The following is a 19,826-nucleotide window of genomic DNA, read 5'->3' as shown; positions in this document are numbered from 1 at the left end:
CGGCGCCGGACGTCGAACAGACACCAGGCGCGTACTTTCCGTGTGGGGCTGTTGCCATCCGGCACAGCGCATCGCTAGGATTCGTCGAGGCTGACGGTCGGGCGCAGTTCCGACCGGCTGAAACACCGAAGTACCCCAAAGCAAGTGACATCGAACCACAGAACAAGACGGAGGAACCCGTGGCCCTTCCCCAGTTGACCCCGGAGCAGCGTGCAGAAGCCCTGAAGAAGGCCGCCGAGGCCCGCAAGGCCCGTGCCGAGCTCAAGGAGAAGCTCAAGCGTGGAGGCACCGACCTCAAGCAGGTCCTTGCTGACGCCGAGGAAGACCCCATCATCGGCAAGATGAAGGTGTCCGCCCTTCTCGAGGCCATGCCCAAGGTCGGCAAGGTCAAGGCCCAGGAGATCATGACCGAGCTGGAGATCGCCCCCACCCGTCGCCTCCGCGGTCTCGGTGACCGTCAGCGTCGCGCCCTGCTGGAGCGCTTCGGTTTCGAGGTCTAGGAGCCTTGACCCCGCAAGTGCAGGCCGAAGCGCAGGGCACGGACGTGTCCGGACCGCACCTGGTCGTCCTGGCGGGACCGTCGGCGGTCGGGAAGTCCACGGTCGTCGCACAGTTGAAGGCAACGGTGCCTGACCTGTTCTTCAGCGTCTCGTGGACCACCCGGGACCCCCGTCCCGGTGAGGTCGACGGGAGGGACTACCACTACGTCACCCGGGAGCGTTTCCGGGAGGAGGTGGACCGTGGTCTCATGCTCGAGTGGGCGGAGATCCACGGCGGACTGCAGTTGTCGGGCACTCCCCGGCAGCCGGTCACCGAGGCTCTTCGTTCGGGCCGTCCGGTCCTCGTCGAGGTCGACCTCGCCGGGGCGCGTAACATCAAGCGGATGATGCCCGAGGCGCTCACGGTGTTCCTGGCACCTCCCACCTGGGAGGACCTGGTGGAACGGCTCACCGGGCGCGGTACCGAGAGTGAGGACGTCATCCGCCGTCGGCTCGAGACCGCCCGTGAGGAGCTCGCCTCCAAGGACGAGTTCGACCGGGTCGTCGTCAACCGGGACGTGACCGAAGCCGTCGCCGAGATCAGCGCTCTGCTGACCGGACGCGCACAGTAAGACTATTCGAGAAACAAAGGTGTGGAGTGGAAACCAACGACAACTCAACCGTCTTCGACCCGGCGGTCGGCATCACGAACCCGCCGATCGATGATCTGCTGACCAAGGTGTCCTCGAAGTACGCCCTGGTGATCTTCGCGGCCAAGCGGGCGCGTCAGATCAACAACTACTTCCAGACCGTCGGTGACGGCGTGTTCGAGTTCGTCGGCCCGCTGGTCACCCCGGAAGCCCACGAGAAGCCGCTGTCGGTGGCCCTCCGTGAGATCGAGGGCGATCTGCTGGAGCACACCGAAGGCTGACCGCCCCACCCCGTGCCGGGCCCGTCACGGACGTCCCCGCCCCTGTCACAGGGGGAGGAGTCGTCGGTGGCGGGCCTGACCCGTTCCCGCTCCGCGACGACGTAGGGCGGTGGGCTAGGCTGGGTTCCCGTGAGCGAAAACAAACTGAACGTGCTCGTGGGCGTCGGTGGCGGCATCGCCGCGTACAAGTCCGGCGCCCTGGTGCGCCACTTCACCGAGGCCGGGCACGACGTGCATGTCATCCCGACGGAGTCGGCCCTGCGTTTCGTCGGTGCCGCGACGTTCGAGGCGCTGTCGGGGAACCCTGTGTCGACGACCGTCTTCGACGGGGTGGATGAGGTCCGCCATGTCCGGCTCGGACAGGACGCCGACCTCGTCGTCGTCGCCCCGGCGACCGCGGACCTTCTGGCCCGGCTGGCGCACGGCCGCGCGGACGACCTGCTGACGGCCAGCGTCCTCGTCGCCACCTGTCCGGTGGTTCTGGCCCCGGCGATGCACACGGAGATGTGGCAGAACCCGGCCACCCGGGAGAACGTGGCCACGCTGCGGCGTCGCGGCGTCACGGTGCTGGAACCCGCCCACGGCCGGCTCACCGGCACGGACTCCGGTCCCGGGCGTCTGCCCGAGCCGGAGCACATCGGCGCGCTGGCGACGGCGGCCCGGGAGCGCTTCGGCGTGTTCCGCCAGTCGCTGGCGGGCCGGCGGGTCCTGGTGACCGCCGGCGGAACCCATGAGGCCCTCGACCCGGTGCGCTACCTCGGCAACGCCTCCTCCGGACGCCAGGGTTTCGCCCTGGCCGACGTCGCCGTGCAGCGTGGCGCCCAGGTGGAGCTGGTCGCCGGGGTGACCGACGACCTGCCTGTGCCCTCGGGTGCCCGGGTGACGCGCGTGCGCAGCGCCCGTGAACTCGAGGCGGTGGTCGGGGAGCTCGCCGGCGGGGTGGACGCGGTGGTCATGGCCGCCGCGGTGGCGGACTTCCGGCCGGCCAGCGCCGCTGACGCGAAGTTGAAGAAGGGCGGGGACGACGACCTGTCGACCCTGGCACTCACGGAGAACCCGGACATCCTCCAGGGTCTGGTGGAACGTCGCCGCGGCGGCGGGCTGCCGGAGGACCTGGTGATCGCCGGTTTCGCCGCGGAGACCGGGGACGACCGTCACTCGCCGTTGGACCACGCCCGGGCAAAGCTGGAGCGTAAGGGCTGCGACCTGCTGATGTGCAACGCGGTCGGCGACGGGGTCGTCTTCGGTCAGGACGACAGCAGGGGCTGGATCCTCACCCCGGGGGACCGTCCGGGTGCCGAGGAGGTCACCGAGGTCCCGGACGCGTCGAAGCTGATCGTCGCCTCGTACATCGTCGACGCACTCGAGGAGCTTCTGCCCGGCTGACCTCCGGAGGACGCCGTACGGCACCGTACGTCGCCGCACGGCACGAGACGACGGGGACGTCCCCCGCGGCCCTGCGCCACCACCTTACAGACTGCTTGGTCTAGGATGGTGACGTTCGGGCACGCCCCACGCTCAGGAATCACAAGACACATCACGACAGGAAGTCAGGAAGTTCAGGCCAGTGACCACTTCGTCCAATGCAAGCCCCCGCCTCTTCACCAGTGAGTCCGTGACCGAGGGCCACCCCGACAAGATCTGCGACGCCATCTCCGACACAATCCTCGACGCACTGCTGACCAGGGACCCGCACTCCCACGTCGCCGTGGAGACCCTGGTCACCACCGGTCAGGTGCACGTGGCCGGCGAGGTCCGTACCGACGCCTACGTCGAGATCCCCAAGCTTGTCCGCGAGACCCTGCTGAGCATCGGCTTCACCTCCTCCTCGGTGGGCTTCGACGGCCGCACCTGCGGCGTCAACATCGCCATCGGTGAGCAGTCGCAGGAGATCGGTGACGGCGTGGACACCTCCCACGAGATCCGCAGCGGCGCCGCCGACGACAAGTACGAGGACGTCGACCAGTCCGGCGCCGGCGACCAGGGCCTGATGTTCGGTTACGCCACCGACGAGACCCCGGAGCTGATGCCCCTGCCGATCGCCACGGCACACCGGCTGTCGCGCCGGCTGACCCAGGTGCGCAAGGAGGGGATCGTCAACCACCTGCGTCCGGACGGCAAGACCCAGGTCACCTTCGCCTACGACGCCGAGGGCCGCCCGTCCCACCTGGACACCGTGGTCATCTCCACCCAGCACGACGAGGAGATCAGCCAGGCGGAGCTCACCGAGCAGCTGCGCACCCACGTGGTCGACTGGGTCATCGAGGACGCCGGCCTGCAGGACTTCGTCACCGGCGAGCTGACCCTGCTGATCAACCCGTCCGGGTCCTTCATCCTCGGCGGACCGATGGGTGACGCGGGCCTCACCGGCCGCAAGATCATCGTCGACACCTACGGCGGTATGGCCCGGCACGGCGGCGGCGCGTTCTCCGGCAAGGACCCGAGCAAGGTGGACCGCTCCGCGGCGTACGCCATGCGGTGGGTGGCGAAGAACATCGTCGCCGCCGGCCTGGCTCACCGGGCCGAGGTGCAGGTGGCCTACGCCATCGGCCGGGCCCGCCCGGTCGGCCTGTACGTGGAGACCTTCGGCACCGCACAGCACGGCCTCAGCGACGAGCAGATCCAGCAGGCCGTCAGTGAGGTCTTCGACCTGCGCCCCGGGGCGATCATCCGGGACCTGGACCTGCTGCGCCCGATCTACGCGCAGACCGCCGCCTACGGTCACTTCGGCCGGACCGACATCGACCTGCCGTGGGAGAACACCGACCGTGCCGGGGCCCTGACCGCGGCGGTCGAGGAGATCATCGCGGCGAACGTCGCACAGTAGGCCCACGCGGTGGCCGAGACGTCTGACGCCCCCGCCGCCGGGACCGCACCCGGGGTGGCTGAGCCGACCGGGGTGAGCGACCCGGTCGCCCGGGTGCTGCCGCTGCTGGGCATGCCGCACCTGGACCGGCTCTTCGACTACGCCGTCCCGGCGAAACTCGCCGACGAGGCCCGCCCCGGGGTGAAGGTACGGGTGAGGTTCGCCGGACGCCTGGTGGACGCCCTTCTGGTGGAGCGCCGGCGCACCACCGACCATGTCGGCACCCTGGCACCGTTGAACAGGGTGATCAGTCCGGTACAGCTCGTCCCGCCGCACCTGTGGGCGCTGGTGAACCATCTCGCGGACCGCTACGCCGGCACCCGTTCGGACGTGATCCGTGCCCTGGTGCCCGCGAGGCACGCCTCCGCGGAGAAGGACGGCCTCTTCGGCGGCGGTGCAGACTGGGAGGAGCTGTACGGTTCCCTGGTGGCACGTGAGGATCTGGTGTCCGCCCCGCGTGAGGCCGCGGCGACAGGTTGGGCGGGCTACCGTCACGCCGACAGTTTCCTGCGCGCCGTCCACGGGGGGCGTGCCGCCCGGGCCTCCTGGTTGTGGACACCGGGGGAGGACTGGGCGGCCCGGGTGGCCGAGGCCGTCTCCTCGGTGGCCTGGTCCGGCGGCGGGGTCCTGGTGGTCGCGCCGGACCAGCGCGACGTCGACCGGCTGGTCACCGCACTACGGGTGTACCTGTCGGCGGCCCAGATCACCGAACTCACCGCGAAGGTCGGCCCCGCGGCACGTTACCGGCACTACCTGTCGGTCCTCGCCGGTCAGGGACGGGTGGTGGTCGGGACGCGGTCGGCGGCCAGTGCTCCGGTGAAGGACCTGCGCCTGATCGTGCTGCTGGGTGAGGCCGACGACAGTCTGGTGGACCCGAGGGCGCCCTACCTGCACGCGCGGGAGGTTCTGCGCCTGCGTTCCGAACTGGAGTCCACCGCGCTGCTTGTCGGTGGTGCACACCGCTCGGCGGAGGTCCAGCAGTGGGTGGAGGAGGGGTTCACCCCGACGTTGCGCCCGGACGCGGAGACCCTCCGGCAGCGCATGCCGTGGATCCACGCCCTCGACGACATCCACGACGCGCACGCCGGTCACGCCCGGCTGCCCTCGGCGGCGATCAAGGCGATGCGCCGGAGCCTGGACGCCGGTATGCCCTGCCTGGTGCAGGTGCCGCGTCGTGGTTACGCCCCCGCGGTGGCGTGCTCGACCTGCCGCACACCGGCCCGGTGCCGACGGTGCAACGGTCCGCTGGAACTGCCGGGCGGTAGTTCCGCAGATGCCGCGGGATCTTCTCCCCGGTGCAGGTGGTGCGGCGCACTTGAGGGGCACTTCACCTGCGGCCACTGCGGTGGTCACACCCTGCGCATGTCGGTGGTCGGCCAGGAACGGACCGCCGAGGAACTGGGCCGTGCCTTCACCGGGGTGCCGGTGGTGGTCTCCGGTGGCGGGCAGATGCGCACGGAGGTCCCCGACCAGCCGGGGCTGGTGGTGGCCACCCCGGGGTCGGAACCGGTCGTCGACGACGGTGGCGGTTACGGCGCGGTGGTCGTGCTCGACACCTGGCTGACGTTGGGCCGCGAGGACCTGCGGGCCGTCGAGAACGCGCTGAGGCAGTGGATGGAGGCGTCCTGTCTGGCGGTGCCGCGCGAGCGTGGCGGGGAGGTCGTCGTCGCCGTGGCTCCGGACGACCCCACGGTGCAGGCGCTGATCCGGTGGGACCCTGAGGGTGCGGCGGCCCGCGAGCTGCAGGGACGCCGGGAGGCCGGCTTCCCGCCGGCGGTCACCCTCGTCGCGGTGGACGGAACGTCCACGTCCCTGGAGCAGTTCGAGGACGCCTGGACCCCACCGGGACAGCTCGGTGCCGTGGAGCGTCTGGGGCCGGTGGAACTGCCCCCGGGGGTGCGTCTGCCCGCCGGACTGGGTGAGCGGGAGGCGGACCGGGCCCGGAGGCTGATCATCCGCGTGCCGGTCCCGTCGGAAGCCCCCGGCGACACCGTGGAGGCCCTGGGGGCGTCGCTGCGGGCGGCCCAGTCCCTGCGGGCCACCCGCCGGCAGACCGATCCGCTGCGGATCGTGGTCGACCCGGTGCGGGTGGGTTAGCTGGGACTGCCTCCCTTCCCGGCACCCGTCCCCGGCCCTCCGGCGTGCGCCGGTAGACTGTGGCCCCATGACCGTTCTCGATATCCGTCTGTTCGGCGACCCCGTGTTGCGCACGGTCGCCGACCCGGTGGGAGACCCCACCGGTGACGACGCACTGTTCACCCTCATCGACGACATGCTGGAGACCATGGATTCCGCCGGGGGCGTCGGCCTGGCCGCCAACCAGGTCGGTGTGACCCGCCGGGTCTTCGTCTACGACTGCGACGGCGACCGGGGGCACCTCATCGACCCGGTCTGGGAGCCGGTCGGTGAGGGGGTGCAGACCGGACGGGAGGGCTGTCTCTCGGTCCCGGAGACCGGTGGGCAGGTGACCCGGCACGAGCGGGTGCGGGTCTCCGGGCTCACGTTGGACGGCGCGCCGGTGGACCGTGAGGTCACCGGCCTGATGGCACGGTGCGTGCAGCATGAGACCGATCACCTGGACGGGGTAATGTTCTTCCAGCGCATGGAGCCAGCCGACCGGCGTGCGGTGATGGCGGACATCCGGGCGAGTGAGTGGTTCAACCGATGAGGATCCTGTTCGCCGGCACCCCGGAACCAGCGGCCGTGACCCTGGAGTACCTGCTCACCGAGTCCGAGCACGAGGTCGTCGCCGTGCTGACACAGCCTGACGCGCGACGGGGCCGCGGCCGTAGCCTGCACCCCTCGAATGTCGCGGAGGTCGCCGCGGCGCACGGGGTCCCGGTGCACAAGTTCGCCTCGCTGAAGCCCGGGCACGAGGAAGCCGCCGAGGTCCGCGACATCCTGCGGGGGTACGCCCGTGACGGCGTCGAGGCGGCGGCCGTGGTGGCCTACGGCCAGATCCTCCCGGAGGATGTGCTGGACATATTCACCCACGGGTGGATCAACCTGCACTTCTCGCTCTTGCCCCGGTGGCGTGGCGCTGCACCGGTGCAGGCGGCGATCGCCGCGGGGGACGAGACGACGGGGGCGACGACGTTCCGCATCGTCCCGGAGCTGGACGCCGGCCCGGTCACCGGGGAGGTCACCGAACCGGTGGGCACCGAGGACACCGCTGACGACCTGCTGACCCGACTGACCTTCTCGGGACGGGTGCTGCTGGCTGAGACCCTGTCAGGCCTGCAGTCCGGCGCGGTGGTGCCGGAACCGCAGTCCGACGACGGTTCCACCTACGCTCCGAAGATCGGCAGTGCCGACGCCCGGGTCGACTGGCGTGCACCGGCGGCGGTGGTCCAGCGCACGGCGCGGGCGCACACCCCGGCTCCGGGGCCGTGGACGGTGCTCGAGGGGGAGCGGTACAAGTTGGGGCTGCTGCGCTTCACCGGTGACGGGGAGGCCCCGGCGATCGGTCAGCTCGGCCCCGGGCAGGTGCAGGCCACAAAGGAGGCGGTGTTCGTCGGCACCGGTGACGACGTCCTGGAGGTCACCCGTATCCAGCCGCCGGGCAAGAAGATGATGGCCGCCGCCGACTGGGCCCGCGGCCGGCCTGACCTGTTCGGCGACGGGCGTACGGTGGTATTCGACAGCACAGCAGAGGGAGAGTCCTGATGGCGGGTTTCCGCGCACGGTCGACGTCGGGGGAGCCCGCCAAGGGGCGCCCGGGGCAGAAGGACACCGCCGGCTACCGGCGGCGAAGCGAGTCGCACCGTAGGGAGTACGAGGAGAAGCGTTCGGCCCGGGGGTCCGGCGACCGGGTGCGCGACGTCATCTTCGGTGTGTTGCGCCAGGTCAGCTCGCAGGACGCCTACGCCAACCTGGTGTTGCCGGGTGCACTGAAGTCCGCGGGGTTGACGGGCCGCGACGCCGCCTTCGCCACGGAGCTCACCTACGGCACACTGCGTGCCCAGGGGTTGCTGGACGCGGTGATCGCCGAGGCGTCCGGCCGTCCGGTGGGCAGGATCGACGAGACGGTGCTGGACGCGCTGCGACTGGGCGCCTACCAGATCCTGCGGACCCGGGTCGACGACCATGCCGCGGTGAACACCACGGTGGAGCTGGTCAAGGCCAACGGAGAGGAGAAGGCCGCCGGTTTCACCAACGGGGTGCTGCGCCGGATCACCCGCTCAACGCCGCAGCAGTGGCTGGACACGGTGACCGACGGGATGGAGCCGTTGGCGGCGCTGGCGCTCCGGCACGCCCACCCTCGGTGGATCGCCGAGGTCTTCAACGTGGCACTCGGCGGCAGCCCGGATTCTCCGGCGGCGGAGCTGGAGGCGGCGTTGGACGCCGACGACCAGCGGCCGCTGGTCCACCTGGCTGCCCGGCCCGGGCAGATCTCCGCGGAGGAGCTTGCGCTGGTCACCGGCGGGGAGGAGGGTCGCTGGTCGCCGTATGCGGTGTACCTGTCCGAAGGTGACCCCGGAACACTGCAACCGGTCCAGGAGGGGCTGGCGTCGGTGCAGGACGAGGGCAGTCAGCTCATCGCCCTGGCGATGCTCCGGGCCCGGGTGGACGGTGACCGGGGCCGGTGGCTCGACCTGTGTTCGGGACCGGGCGGCAAGACCGCCTTCCTGGCTTCCTGGGCCATGGGCGACGGTGCCCGGGTGGATGCGGTGGAACCGGCGGAGCACCGTGCCGAGCTCGTCCGGAAGGCCACCCGTGGGCTGCCGGTGGACGTGCACGTGGGAGACGGTCGCGAGCTGGCCGGGATCCCCGGACTGGAGGTGCCCTCGGGTGAGCGGCCCGGTTTCGACCGTGTGCTCGTGGACGCCCCCTGCACGGGGCTGGGGGCACTGCGTCGGCGGCCGGAGGCCCGGTGGCGCAAGAAGTCCGACGATGTCCCGCCGCTGGTGTCCCTGCAGCGGGACCTGCTGCGTTCGGCGCTGGCGGCGACGGCACCTGGCGGTGTCACGGTCTACTCGACCTGTTCACCGCACCCGGCGGAGACCACGGAGGTGGTGCGTGCGGTGGCGGAGGAGACCGGCGCGGTCATCGAGGACGCCGCGGCGCTGTTCCCGGACCTCACCGGTAACGACGGCCCGTTCGTGCAGTTGTGGCCGCACCGTCACGGCACGGACGCGATGTTCTTCGCCGTGCTGCGGCGGCAGTGACCCAGGGCGGCGACCTGTGGCGGGACCGAACGGCTAGAATCACGGCCATGAGTTCCACACGCCGAACCCCCGTGATCGCCCCGTCCATCCTCGCCGCCGATTTCGCCGATATCCGGGGCAGCATCGCCCTGGTTCCGGGGGCGGACTGGCTGCACATCGATGTCATGGACGGCCATTTCGTGCCGAATCTGAGTTTCGGGCTGCCGGTGGCGGAGGCCGTGCGGCGTTCCACGGACACCTTCCTGGACGTGCACCTGATGATCGAGGATCCGGCCCGGTGGGCGCCGGACTACGCCGCGTTCGGCAACGTGACCTTCCACCTGGAGGCGGTGGAGGACGTGGACGCCGCGGTCGCCCTGGCGGCCACGCTGCGGGAAGCGGGGACGAAGGCCGGGGTCAGTGTCAGGCCGGGTACCCCGGTGGAGCCGTTGCTGGACCGGCTCGCCTCGTTCGACACCGTGCTGGTGATGAGTGTGGAGCCGGGCTTCGGCGGGCAGTCGTTCATGCCGGAGGTGCTCGACAAGGTCCGTGCGCTGAGGGCCCGGATCGACGCCGACGGCCTGGAGACCCTGGTGGAGATCGACGGCGGCATCGGTCCGGACACTGTGGGGGTCAGTGCCGAGGCAGGGGTGGACGTGTTCGTCGCCGGTTCGAGTGTCTTCGGCGCGGAGAATCCTGAGTCGCGGGTCACCGAGCTCCGGAACACCGCTGCGGCTGCCGCCGGGGCATGACGGAGGAGGTGCTCGTTCCCCTGCTCACCGCAGCGGGCAGCGGACAGGACGAGGCCGGGACACTTGCCCGGGCGGTTCTCACGGCGGACGAGGCCGGCCACCGGGTGCGGGGGACCACCTCCCCGAACCCTCCGGTGGGTGCGGTGGTGCTTGATCGGCACGGCGCGGTGGTGGGGGTCGGTGCGACGAGTCCGCCCGGGGGCGCCCACGCGGAGGTCGCCGCTCTCGCCACGGCGGGGGAGAAGGCGCGCGGGGGGACTGCGGTCGTCACCCTGGAGCCGTGCAACCACACCGGGCGTACCGGCCCGTGCAGCAGGGCCCTGGTGCAGGCGGGGGTCCGCCGGGTCGTCTTCGTGTTCGCCGATCCCGGGGAGACGGCGGGTGGCGGGGCGACGTACCTGCGTGAACACGGCGTCGAGGTTCTCGGCCCGCTACTCCGGCTCAGCGCTGTGCCGCCCGGGACACCGGTGTTCAGCGTGGAGCCCTGGCTCGTCTCGCAACGGCTGGGACGTCCGCATGTCACGTTGAAGTACGCCGCCACCCTGGACGGGTTCGCTGCGGCGACGGACGGGTCATCGCAGTGGATCACCGGGGGGCAGGCTAGGCAGCGGGTGCACCTGGACCGGTCCCGTCGGGACGCGATCGTGGTGGGTTCCGGGACGGTGGCGGTGGACAATCCGCGGCTGACGGCGCGCCGACCGGACGGGACGCTCTACGACCATCAGCCGTTACGTGTGGTCGTGGGGGTCACCGCGCTGCCGGAGGAGGCGGCGGTCCGGCCGGCTCTGCATGTCCCGTCGCGCGATCCGGGCACAGTGCTCGGTGAGCTGGCGGGCAGGGGACTGGTGGACGTACTCGTGGAGGGTGGACCGCAGCTGGCCGCCGCGTTCATCGACGCCGGCCTGGTTGACGCGGTGGAGGCCTACACGGCCCCGGCACTGCTGGGGGCGGGGCTGCCTGCGGTGGCCGCACGGCCGGGCACCGCCACCACGATGGCGGGAATCCACAGGTTCACGCTCAGGTCGGCGGACACCATCGGTGGGGACGTGTTGACTGTGACGACGCGTTCGTGGCAGGGCTCCTAGTACATCGCCGCACATCGACGGTGTTCTGCTCCCTTCACCGTTGCCGGATGTGAGGGACGGACGGACCGTCGCCGACTAGCGGCGTGCTGTTGTCAGGGGAGCGCCAGGAGGGACTGATCTGGCCCGGGGTGAAGTTCCGCCGCATGCCTCCCGGCCGGGCACAGTGGGTCGACAGGGCCGGTACGGCACGTGTGGTGCAGTTGGCGCACAACCCGGACCACTGATGTGCCCCGCTGCACACCGGACCGCCGTCCTGTCCTAGACTGAACAGTTATGTTCACCGGAATCGTCGAGGAGACGGGCACGGTCGCCGAGGTCGACGGCACCGCAGACGCCCAGCGCATCCGCATCGCCTGCAGCCGGGTGCTGCAGGACGCCACCCACGGGGCCTCCGTCGCCGTCAACGGGGTCTGTCTCACCGTCACAGAGTTCGACGGCACCGGCTTCTGGGCCGACTGCATGAAGGTCACCCTCGACTACACCGCCCTGGGGTCCGCACGCCCCGGTGACAGGGTCAACCTGGAGCGCGCCACCCCGGCCGGCGGACGCCTGGGCGGCCACATCGTCCAGGGACACGTGGACGGGACTGGGTCGCTCGTCTCACGCACCCGGGGCAGTGAGTGGGAGGTCTTCCGCTTCACCCTCGCCGACGGTGGCGGTGCCGGCCTGGCCCGCTACATCGCCAAGAAGGGCAGCATCGCGGTCAACGGTGTCTCGCTGACCGTCGCCGAGGTCGGTCCCGTCACCGACCCGTGGTTCGAGGTCTCGCTGATCCCCACCACCCTCGCCGACACCATGCTCGGCGATCTCGCCGCCGGCGACACCGTCAACATTGAGTGCGACGTCCTGGCCAAGTACCTCGAACGTCTCGCAGAGGCCGATGGAGCAGTAGGATCAGAAGGATCAGAAGGAGACGCCCAGTGAGCGACCTCAACGACACCACCCGTCCGGCCACCTCCTCTGACCGGGTGAGCCTGCTCGACCCCGTCGAGGACGCCATCACCGACATCGCCGCCGGTAAGCCGGTCGTCGTCGTCGACGACGAGGACCGTGAGAACGAGGGCGACATCATCTTCGCCGCCGAGATGGCCACCCCGGAGACCGTCGCCTTCACCGTGCGGCACTCCTCCGGCTACATCTGCGCCGCCGTGCCGGACGAGGAGGCCGACCGTCTCGGCCTGCCGCCGATGGTGGCGCGCAACGAGGACGTCCGCGGCACCGCCTACACCGTCACCGTCGACGCCGCCGAGGGGATCACCACCGGCATCAGCGCCACCGACCGGGCCCACACCCTGCGCCTGCTCGCCGACCCGGCGTCCACCCGCGAGTCCTTCAACCGCCCGGGCCACGTGGTGCCGTTGCGGGCGAGGAAGGGCGGCGTGCTCCAGCGCGGCGGGCACACCGAGGCCTCGGTGGACCTCGCCCGCGCCGCCGGGCTGCGTCCCGCCGGTGTGCTGTGCGAGGTGGTCTCGGAGGACGACCCCACCGGCATGGCCCGTCTTCCCGAACTGCGCCGGTTCTGCGACGAACACGGACTGTCGCTGATCTCCATCGAGCAGCTCGCCGAGTGGCGCCGCGTGCACACCCCGGTGGTCTCCCGCAGTGTCGAGGCGCGCCTGCCCACCCGTTTCGGCGACTTCCACGCCGTGGCCTACAGCGGCCTGGTCGACGGTGTCGAGCACGTGGCCCTGGTCGCCGGCGACCTGCGTTCCGACAACGGCGAGGACGTGCTGGTGCGCGTGCACTCCGAGTGCCTCACCGGAGACATCTTCGGCTCGTTGCGCTGCGACTGCGGCGAGCAGCTCTCCGCCTCACTGGACCTGATCACCGAGGCAGGCAGGGGGGTGCTGGTGTACCTCCGCGGCCAGGAGGGGCGCGGCATCGGACTTGTGCCCAAGCTCAAGGCCTACAACCTGCAGGACACCGGCCTGGACACCGTGGACGCCAACACCGCGCAGGGTCTGCCGGTGGACTCGCGCGAGTACAGTGCGGCCGCGCAGATCCTCCGCGACCTCGGGGTCACCTCGGTGGCGCTGCTCTCCAACAACCCCGGTAAGCGACTGGACCTGGAACGCCACGGCATCCCGGTGACCCGCCGGGTGCCGGTGGAACTGCCCGCCAACCCGGAGAACGAGGCCTACCTGCGCACCAAGCGCGACCGGATGGGCCACCAGATCGACTCACTGACCCCTGCAGCACCCTGACACCCGGACCCTGAACTAGGAGACACCATGCCCTCGGACGGCCTCGCCGACATCACCCTCACCCGTGACTCCGGCGCCGGATACCGCATCGCCGTGATCACCGCCTCCTGGAACGCCGAGATCACCGACCGCCTGCACGACCACGCGGTCTCCGCGCTCCGCGACACCGGCGCCTATGTCGGGCAGTGGCGGGTGGCCGGGGCGGTGGAGCTTCCCGTCGCCGCCGCCGAGGCCGCGAAGAAGTTCGACGCCGTCGTCGCCAACGGCTGCGTGATCCGCGGGGAGACCGCCCACTTCGACCACGTCTGCAATGCCGTGACCTACGGGCTGACCAGGGTGTCGCTCGACTCCGGCAAGCCCGTGGGCAACGGCGTTCTCACGGTGGAGAACCAGGACCAGGCCGTGGCCCGGGCCGGTGGCGACGGGGCGGTGGAGGACAAGGGGGCGGACGCCGCCCGTGCCGCATTGCACTCCCTGCTGGTGCTGCGCGACATCCGCTCGGCACGGTAGGTGCCCCGGTCGGCTTCCGGTTTCGTCGTGGTCGCGACGCGGGGGTAGGCTGGTGAGCCGTGAGCAGCTCTGAATCAGTGTCCAAGACCGCCGAGTCCGTTCCCGGACAGGACGCCGCTCCGACGCCCGGACGCACGCCCCAGGGCGGGGAGAAGCAGCAGGGGGAGTGGCTGCTGACCGTCACCTCCACCAGTCTGCGGTGGTGGGCGGTCATCGGCGCGGTGGTCGTCATGGCCGTGCACGTCTTCATGGCCGTGGTCTCCGGGGTGGGGGACACCGGGGCCACCGTGACCCCGGTCGACCAGTGGGCCTTCGTCGGTATCGGGGTGATCATCTCCGGTCTGGTGCTGATGCTGCTGCGCCCCCGGGTGCGTGTCAACGAGGACGGTGTGGAGGTCCGCAACATCTTCGGTGCCCAGTTCTACCGCTGGTCGATCATCCACGGGCTCTCGTTCCCCCGCAACGCCCGGTGGGCACGCCTGGAGCTTCCGGACTTCGAGTTCGTCCCCATGATGGCATTCCAGGTCGCCGACAAGTCCACGGTCGCGTCGAAGGTGGAGCGCTTCCGCGTCCTGGAGGACCGTTACATGCCCGACGAGTAGGAGGGTAGGCTTCAGGTCCATGGCCGACCCCGCCTCCTACCGCCCCGCCCCCGGAACGATCCCCACCAGCCCGGGGGTCTACACGTTCCGTGACTCCGACGACCGGGTCATCTACGTCGGCAAGGCGAAGAACCTCCGCAGCCGGCTGTCCAACTACTTCCGGGACCCCGGCCACCTCGAACCGCGGATCCGCACCATGGTGCACACCGCCGACCATGTCCAGTGGACCGTCGTCAGCAGCGAGATCGAGGCGCTGAACCTCGAGTACACGTGGATCAAGAAGTTCGCCCCCCGGTTCAACGTGATGTACCGGGACGACAAGACCTACCCCATGCTCGCTGTCAGCGTGAAGGAGACCTTCCCCCGGGCGTTCCTGTACCGCGGGCCCCGGAAGAAGGGTGTGCGCTACTTCGGCCCGTACCCCAAGGCCTGGGCGGTCCGGGACACGCTGGAGTCGCTGACCCGCGTCTTCCCGGTACGCACCTGCACCACCGGGGTGTACCGGCGCCACGAACAGCTGGGACGGCCCTGTCTGCTGGGCTACATCGACCGCTGCTCGGCGCCGTGCGTGGGCCGGGTGTCGCCGTCGGAGCACCGTGAACTGGTCGACGGGTTCTGTTCCTTCCTCGCCGGGGGCAACACCGACCGGGTGATGCGTGAGGTCCGGGGCGAGATGACCGAGGCAGCGGAGAACCTCGACTTCGAACGTGCCGCGTCCCTGCGTGACCAGCTCGGCGCGATGGAGAAGACGGTGGAGAAGCAGTCGGTGGTGTTCTCCGACGACACAGACGCCGACCTCGTCGCCGTGGCCAGTGACGAACTCGAGGCCGCCGTGCAGGTCTTCCACGTGCGTGGTGGCCGGATCCGCGGCCAGCGTGGCTGGGTGGTGGAGAAGAAGGCGTCGACCGACGACAGCACTGACGCGGCGCGCGGGACTGACAACACGAGCAGCACTGACGGGTCCGGCCCCGCAGACCCCACCTGGCCGACGCTGCTGGAGGACTTCCTCACGCAGTTCTACGGTGAGAACGCCGAGCTCGCCGACGCCACTGAATCCGCGGTGGGCGGGAACTCTCGGGTCAGCGAGCCTGACGGTGTCACCCTGGAGCCGGTCCCGCGGGAGATCCTCGTCCCGGTCCTGCCGACCGACCACGACCGGCTCACCGACTGGCTCACGGTCCTGCGCGGCGCGCGGGTGACACTGCGCGTCCCCCGACGCGGCGACAAGAGGGCCCTCATGGAGACGGCGACCACCAATGCCGAGCAGGCGCTGCGACAGCACAAGATCGCCCGGGCAGGCGACCTCACCACCCGGTCCGCCGCCCTGCAGGAGCTGCAGGAGGCGCTGTGGATGGACGATTCCCCGCTGCGCATCGAGTGCACCGACATCTCCCACATCCAGGGCACCGACGTCGTCGCCAGCCTGGTGGTGTTCGAGGACGGGCTGCCCCGTAAGTCCGACTACCGCCGCTACCGCATCAGGGAGGCCGCCGGGGACGGGCACTCCGACGACGTCGCCTCGATCGCGGAGGTCGTCCGCCGCCGTTTCAAACGCCACCACAAGGACCGTACCGCCGTGCCGGAGGGTGACGACGGCGGCGATCTCCTCGACGGAGAGGTCACCGTGGAGCAGGCTGAGGCCGCGTCGAGGAAGTTCGCCTACCCACCGCAGCTCTTCGTCGTCGACGGCGGAAAGCCACAGGTCAATGCGGCCCAGGAGGTACTCGACGAGCTCGGTGTCAGCGATGTCACCCTCGTGGGGGTGGCCAAACGCCTGGAGGAGCTGTGGGTTCCCGGCGACGAGTACCCGGTGATCCTGCCCCGGAACTCCCAGGCGCTGTACCTCATCCAGCAGCTACGCGACGAGGCCCACCGCTTCGCCATCACCTTCCACCGCTCCAGCCGCGGGAAGAGGATGACCCGTTCCGCCCTCGACGAGGTCAAGGGACTCGGCCCGAAGAGGCGTGCCGAACTGGTCAGGACCTTCGGGTCGGTGGCGAAGGTACGTGAGGCCGGGGTGGAGGGGGTGTCGCAGGTCCCCGGCTTCGGCCCTGCATTGGCGCAGGCCGTCATCGAGGCGCTGACGGAGCCGGGGAGTTCGGTCTAGAATCGTGGCATGAACGATGCCACCCGAGACACGGGAACGCGACCTGACCAGCAGGAGGCGTCGCTGGTCCTCATCACCGGCATGTCGGGGGCCGGCCGGAAGGAGGCCGCCACGGTCCTCGAGGAGATGGGCTGGTACGTCGCCGACAACCTGCCGCCCGAGCTGATCATGCGCATGGTCGAGCTCAGCTTCGAGTCCGACTCGCCGGTGGAGCGCCTGGCTGTGGTCACCGACGTGCGCTCCCGTGACTTCGTCGGCTCCCTGACCGAGGTGCTCTCCAGCCTGCACGACTCCGGGCGGCGCCCTGTGGTGCTCTACCTCGACGCCGACGACAGAACCCTCATCCGCCGCTACGGACGGGTGCGACGTACCCACCCGCTGCAGGGCAGGGAGACCCTCCAGGCGGGCATCGACCGGGAACGCGAGATGATGGAGGGCATCCGCCAGCGTGCCGACCTGGTCATCGACACCTCCGGCACCAGCGTGCACGACCTGCGCCGCACCCTCGAGGGCTACTTCGAGGCGCTGTCGGACCGGCGCGAGCACATCACCGTGCAGTCCTTCGGATTCAAGAACGGCACCCCGCGCGACGTCGACGTCATGCTGGACGCCCGGTTCCTGCCCAACCCGTACTGGGAGGAGGACCTGCGCGACTACAGCGGCCTGGACACCCCCGTCGCCGACTTCGTCCTGTCCCGTCCAGAGGCCACCGACTACCTCGACCTGCTCGAGTCCATGGTGAACACCGCACTGCCCGGGTACCGGCGGGAGGGAAAGCGTTTCATCACGGTCGCCATCGGGTGCACCGGCGGACAGCACCGCAGCCCGGCGGTGACCGAGGCCCTCGCAGCGCGATTGTCGACGAACCCCGATCTGGACGTCCGGACGATCCACCGGGACCTGGAGCCGGGCCGACCGGGGCGCACCGCCGCCGGGAAGGGAGCCACGGCATGACCGACACCCCTGACGCACCCGACTCCTCCGACTCCTCCGGAGCCGTCCTCAACCGGGTCACCGCGCTCGGCGGCGGGCACGGCCTGTTCGCCACCCTGCGCTCGGCACGCGCCGCGGCCGACTACGTCACCGCGGTCGTCACCGTCGCCGACGACGGCGGGTCCTCGGGGCGGATGCGCCGCGAACTCGGTTCACTGCCACCGGGGGATCTCCGCATGGCTCTGGCCGCCCTGGTGAGGGACACCCCACGGGGACGGCTCTGGGAACGCGCCCTGCAGCACCGGTTCTCCGGGCACGGTGCACTGGCCGGCCACGCGGTGGGGAACCTTGTGCTCACGGGCCTGTCCGAGGTGCTGGGTTCCAGCATCGAGGCGCTCGACGAACTCAGCGACCTGCTCGGCATCCGGGGCCGTGTCCTGCCGATGTCCCCGGAGCCCCTCGACCTGGAGGCCGAGGTCCAGGGCATCGGCGACGACCCCCGGGAGGTGAATTCCGTGCGGGGTCAGGTCGCCGTGGCGTCCACCCTGGGCCAGGTCCGCCGGGTGCGCCTGATCCCGCAGAACCCCGAGGCGTCGCCCGAGGCCGTTCAGGCCATCCTCGACGCCGACCTGGTCACCCTGGGGCCCGGCTCCTGGTTCTCCTCGGTGATCCCGCACCTGCTGATGCCCGGCATCGTCGAGGCTCTGGCCGAGACCACCGCGACCCGCGCGGTGATCATGAACCTCGTCGCCGAGCCGGGGGAGACCAGCGGGTTCTCGATGGAACGCCACATCCACATGCTGCTGCAGCACTGTCCCACCCTCACCGTCGACGTGGTGGTGGTCGACACCTCCGTCCTGCTGCCCGGCAACGAACGACGCCACATGGAACGCGCCGCCGCCCGACTGGGCGCCACCGTCCTCTACCGCGACGTCCGCGAGGACGACGACCGCGGCCGGTGGACCGACCGGCACTCCTCCGAGAAGCTCGCCGGTGTACTGCGTGAGCTCGCCGACTGGGAACGACCCGCCACCGCCACGGTAGGATCACCCGGTACACACGACGAGCCGGGGCACCCGGAGGAAAGGGGCGACAGCCACAGTGGCACTGACGTCTGAGGTGAAGGATGAGCTGGCCAGGGTCACCGAGACCCGGCCGGAAGTCATGACCGCCGAGGTCTCCGGCCTGCTGCGCTACTGCGCGGGCCTGCACCTGGTGGCCGGGCAGATCGTCGTGGAGGCCGAGGTCGACAGCGGTGCCACCGCCCGCCGGGTCTCCCGTTTCGTCGACGACCTCTTCGACCTCACCGCCGAACTCCAGGTCGTCGGGGGCGGGAACCTCCGCAACTCCTCGCGGTACGTCCTGCGCTGGGCCCACGGCGGCACCGAACTGGCCCGTCGGACCGGCCTGATCGACCGGGCCGGGCGTCCGGTGCGCGGACTGCCGCCGTACATCATCGGCGGCACGGCCGACCAGTGCACCGCCGCCTGGCGCGGCGCCTTCCTGGCACGGGGCTCACTGACCGAGCCCGGGCGGTCGTCCTCCCTGGAGGTGACCACCCCGGGCAATGAGGCGGCGCTGGCACTGGTGGGCGCCGCCCGCCGGATCGGGATCAGCGCGAAGACCAAGGAGACCCGTGGGGTGATCCGTGTGGTCATCCGCGACGGCGAGACGATCGGTGACCTGCTCACCCGGATGGGTGCGCAACGTACCCGCCTGGACTGGGAGGAGCAGCGGATGCGCCGCGAGGTTCGCGCCACCGCCAACCGGCTGGCCAACTTCGACGACGCCAACCTGCGCCGGTCCGCCCGCGCGGCCGTCGTCGCCGCCGCCAGGGTGGACCGGGCACTGACCATCCTCGGCGACGACGTGCCCGAGCACCTGGTGCAGGCCGGCACCCTTCGTGTCCGGCACCGTCAGGCCTCCCTGGAGGAACTGGGCCAGCTGGCCGATCCGCAGATGACGAAGGACGCCGTGGCCGGCCGGATCCGCCGCCTGCTCACCATGGCCGACCAGCGCGCGGCGGAACTCGGCATCCCCGACACCCACGCCGCCGTCACCGACGACATCTTCGACCTCGACGAGGGGTCGGACGACGACAATGTCAACGGAGATAAGCGGATCACCACGGACAACTCCGCCGCCGAATAGCTCCCCGGCACCCCGTCCGATTCCGCTGTAGTCTGGACAGCGGCAACTCACCACTCATC

20 protein-coding genes are annotated in these 19,826 nt (G+C 70.6%); all 20 read left to right on the top strand.

Annotated features, from left to right (window positions below):
- The first annotated feature begins 179 nt into the window (after positions 1–179).
- The 20 genes from mihF (at position 180) to whiA (ending at position 19,767) form a co-directional block, all read left to right on the top strand.
- Complete coding sequence (gene mihF / locus Q0A34_RS11705; protein ID WP_291480158.1) at positions 180–500, top strand: integration host factor, actinobacterial type; 321 nt, start codon at positions 180–182, stop codon at positions 498–500.
- A 5-nt stretch (positions 501–505) separates the two neighbouring features.
- The gene (gene gmk, locus Q0A34_RS11700) at positions 506–1,111 is read left to right on the top strand and encodes a guanylate kinase (protein WP_291480157.1); all 606 of its coding nucleotides are present in this window, start codon (positions 506–508) and stop codon (positions 1,109–1,111) included.
- A gap of 26 nt (positions 1,112–1,137) precedes the next feature.
- A complete protein-coding gene (gene rpoZ / locus Q0A34_RS11695; RefSeq protein WP_038548496.1) occupies positions 1,138–1,410 on the top strand; it encodes a DNA-directed RNA polymerase subunit omega in 273 nt (90 codons plus the stop codon).
- Between the two features lie 129 nt (positions 1,411–1,539).
- Entirely contained in the window at positions 1,540–2,796 is a 1,257-nt protein-coding gene (gene coaBC, locus Q0A34_RS11690) for a bifunctional phosphopantothenoylcysteine decarboxylase/phosphopantothenate--cysteine ligase CoaBC (protein ID WP_291480156.1), read from the top strand.
- 181 nt (positions 2,797–2,977) lie between these two features.
- Positions 2,978–4,237, top strand: a complete 1,260-nt coding sequence (metK, locus tag Q0A34_RS11685) for a methionine adenosyltransferase (RefSeq protein ID WP_291480155.1) — start codon at positions 2,978–2,980, stop codon at positions 4,235–4,237.
- 111 nt (positions 4,238–4,348) lie between these two features.
- Positions 4,349–6,373, top strand: a complete 2,025-nt coding sequence (locus tag Q0A34_RS11680) for a primosomal protein N' (protein WP_291480184.1) — start codon at positions 4,349–4,351, stop codon at positions 6,371–6,373.
- A gap of 67 nt (positions 6,374–6,440) precedes the next feature.
- Entirely contained in the window at positions 6,441–6,944 is a 504-nt protein-coding gene (gene def / locus Q0A34_RS11675) for a peptide deformylase (RefSeq protein ID WP_291480154.1), read from the top strand.
- Positions 6,941–7,942 (top strand): methionyl-tRNA formyltransferase, encoded by a 1,002-nt coding sequence (gene fmt, locus Q0A34_RS11670; RefSeq protein ID WP_291480153.1) that lies wholly within the window; start codon positions 6,941–6,943, stop codon positions 7,940–7,942. The genes def and fmt overlap by 4 nt, the downstream gene beginning before the upstream one ends.
- Complete coding sequence (locus Q0A34_RS11665) at positions 7,942–9,444, top strand: transcription antitermination factor NusB (RefSeq protein WP_291480152.1); 1,503 nt, start codon at positions 7,942–7,944, stop codon at positions 9,442–9,444. The genes fmt and Q0A34_RS11665 overlap by 1 nt, the downstream gene beginning before the upstream one ends.
- Before the next feature lie 47 nt (positions 9,445–9,491).
- Positions 9,492–10,175: a ribulose-phosphate 3-epimerase gene (rpe, locus tag Q0A34_RS11660; protein WP_291480151.1), complete on the top strand. Its 684-nt coding sequence runs from the start codon at positions 9,492–9,494 to the stop codon at positions 10,173–10,175.
- Positions 10,172–11,260 (top strand): bifunctional diaminohydroxyphosphoribosylaminopyrimidine deaminase/5-amino-6-(5-phosphoribosylamino)uracil reductase RibD, encoded by a 1,089-nt coding sequence (ribD, locus tag Q0A34_RS11655; RefSeq protein WP_291480150.1) that lies wholly within the window; start codon positions 10,172–10,174, stop codon positions 11,258–11,260. The genes rpe and ribD overlap by 4 nt, the downstream gene beginning before the upstream one ends.
- A gap of 83 nt (positions 11,261–11,343) precedes the next feature.
- Positions 11,344–11,484: a hypothetical protein gene (locus tag Q0A34_RS11650; protein WP_291480149.1), complete on the top strand. Its 141-nt coding sequence runs from the start codon at positions 11,344–11,346 to the stop codon at positions 11,482–11,484.
- A 49-nt stretch (positions 11,485–11,533) separates the two neighbouring features.
- Entirely contained in the window at positions 11,534–12,184 is a 651-nt protein-coding gene (locus Q0A34_RS11645) for a riboflavin synthase (RefSeq protein WP_291480148.1), read from the top strand.
- A gap of 44 nt (positions 12,185–12,228) precedes the next feature.
- On the top strand, positions 12,229–13,464 hold the full coding sequence (locus tag Q0A34_RS11640) for a bifunctional 3,4-dihydroxy-2-butanone-4-phosphate synthase/GTP cyclohydrolase II (RefSeq protein WP_291480183.1): 1,236 nt from the start codon (positions 12,229–12,231) through the stop codon (positions 13,462–13,464).
- Between the two features lie 27 nt (positions 13,465–13,491).
- Positions 13,492–13,974, top strand: coding sequence for a 6,7-dimethyl-8-ribityllumazine synthase (ribH, locus tag Q0A34_RS11635; RefSeq protein WP_291480147.1), 483 nt, complete (start codon positions 13,492–13,494; stop codon positions 13,972–13,974).
- A gap of 170 nt (positions 13,975–14,144) precedes the next feature.
- Positions 14,145–14,576: a PH domain-containing protein gene (locus tag Q0A34_RS11630; RefSeq protein ID WP_291480182.1), complete on the top strand. Its 432-nt coding sequence runs from the start codon at positions 14,145–14,147 to the stop codon at positions 14,574–14,576.
- Between the two features lie 19 nt (positions 14,577–14,595).
- The gene (gene uvrC / locus Q0A34_RS11625; RefSeq protein WP_291480146.1) at positions 14,596–16,683 is read left to right on the top strand and encodes an excinuclease ABC subunit UvrC; all 2,088 of its coding nucleotides are present in this window, start codon (positions 14,596–14,598) and stop codon (positions 16,681–16,683) included.
- Between the two features lie 9 nt (positions 16,684–16,692).
- Positions 16,693–17,637 carry an RNase adapter RapZ gene (gene rapZ, locus Q0A34_RS11620; protein ID WP_291480145.1) on the top strand — a complete coding sequence of 315 codons (945 nt, stop codon included), beginning with the start codon at positions 16,693–16,695 and terminating at the stop codon, positions 17,635–17,637.
- Positions 17,634–18,734, top strand: a complete 1,101-nt coding sequence (gene yvcK, locus Q0A34_RS11615; protein ID WP_291480144.1) for a uridine diphosphate-N-acetylglucosamine-binding protein YvcK — start codon at positions 17,634–17,636, stop codon at positions 18,732–18,734. Before rapZ ends, yvcK begins: the two co-directional genes overlap by 4 nt.
- Complete coding sequence (gene whiA, locus Q0A34_RS11610; protein WP_291480143.1) at positions 18,718–19,767, top strand: DNA-binding protein WhiA; 1,050 nt, start codon at positions 18,718–18,720, stop codon at positions 19,765–19,767. Before yvcK ends, whiA begins: the two co-directional genes overlap by 17 nt.
- The last annotated feature ends 59 nt before the right edge of the window (positions 19,768–19,826 follow it).

Source organism: Corynebacterium sp. (assembly GCF_022712195.1).
Taxonomy (GTDB): Bacteria; Actinomycetota; Actinomycetes; order Mycobacteriales; family Mycobacteriaceae; genus Corynebacterium.
This window is presented reverse-complemented; position numbering and strand designations above follow the sequence as displayed.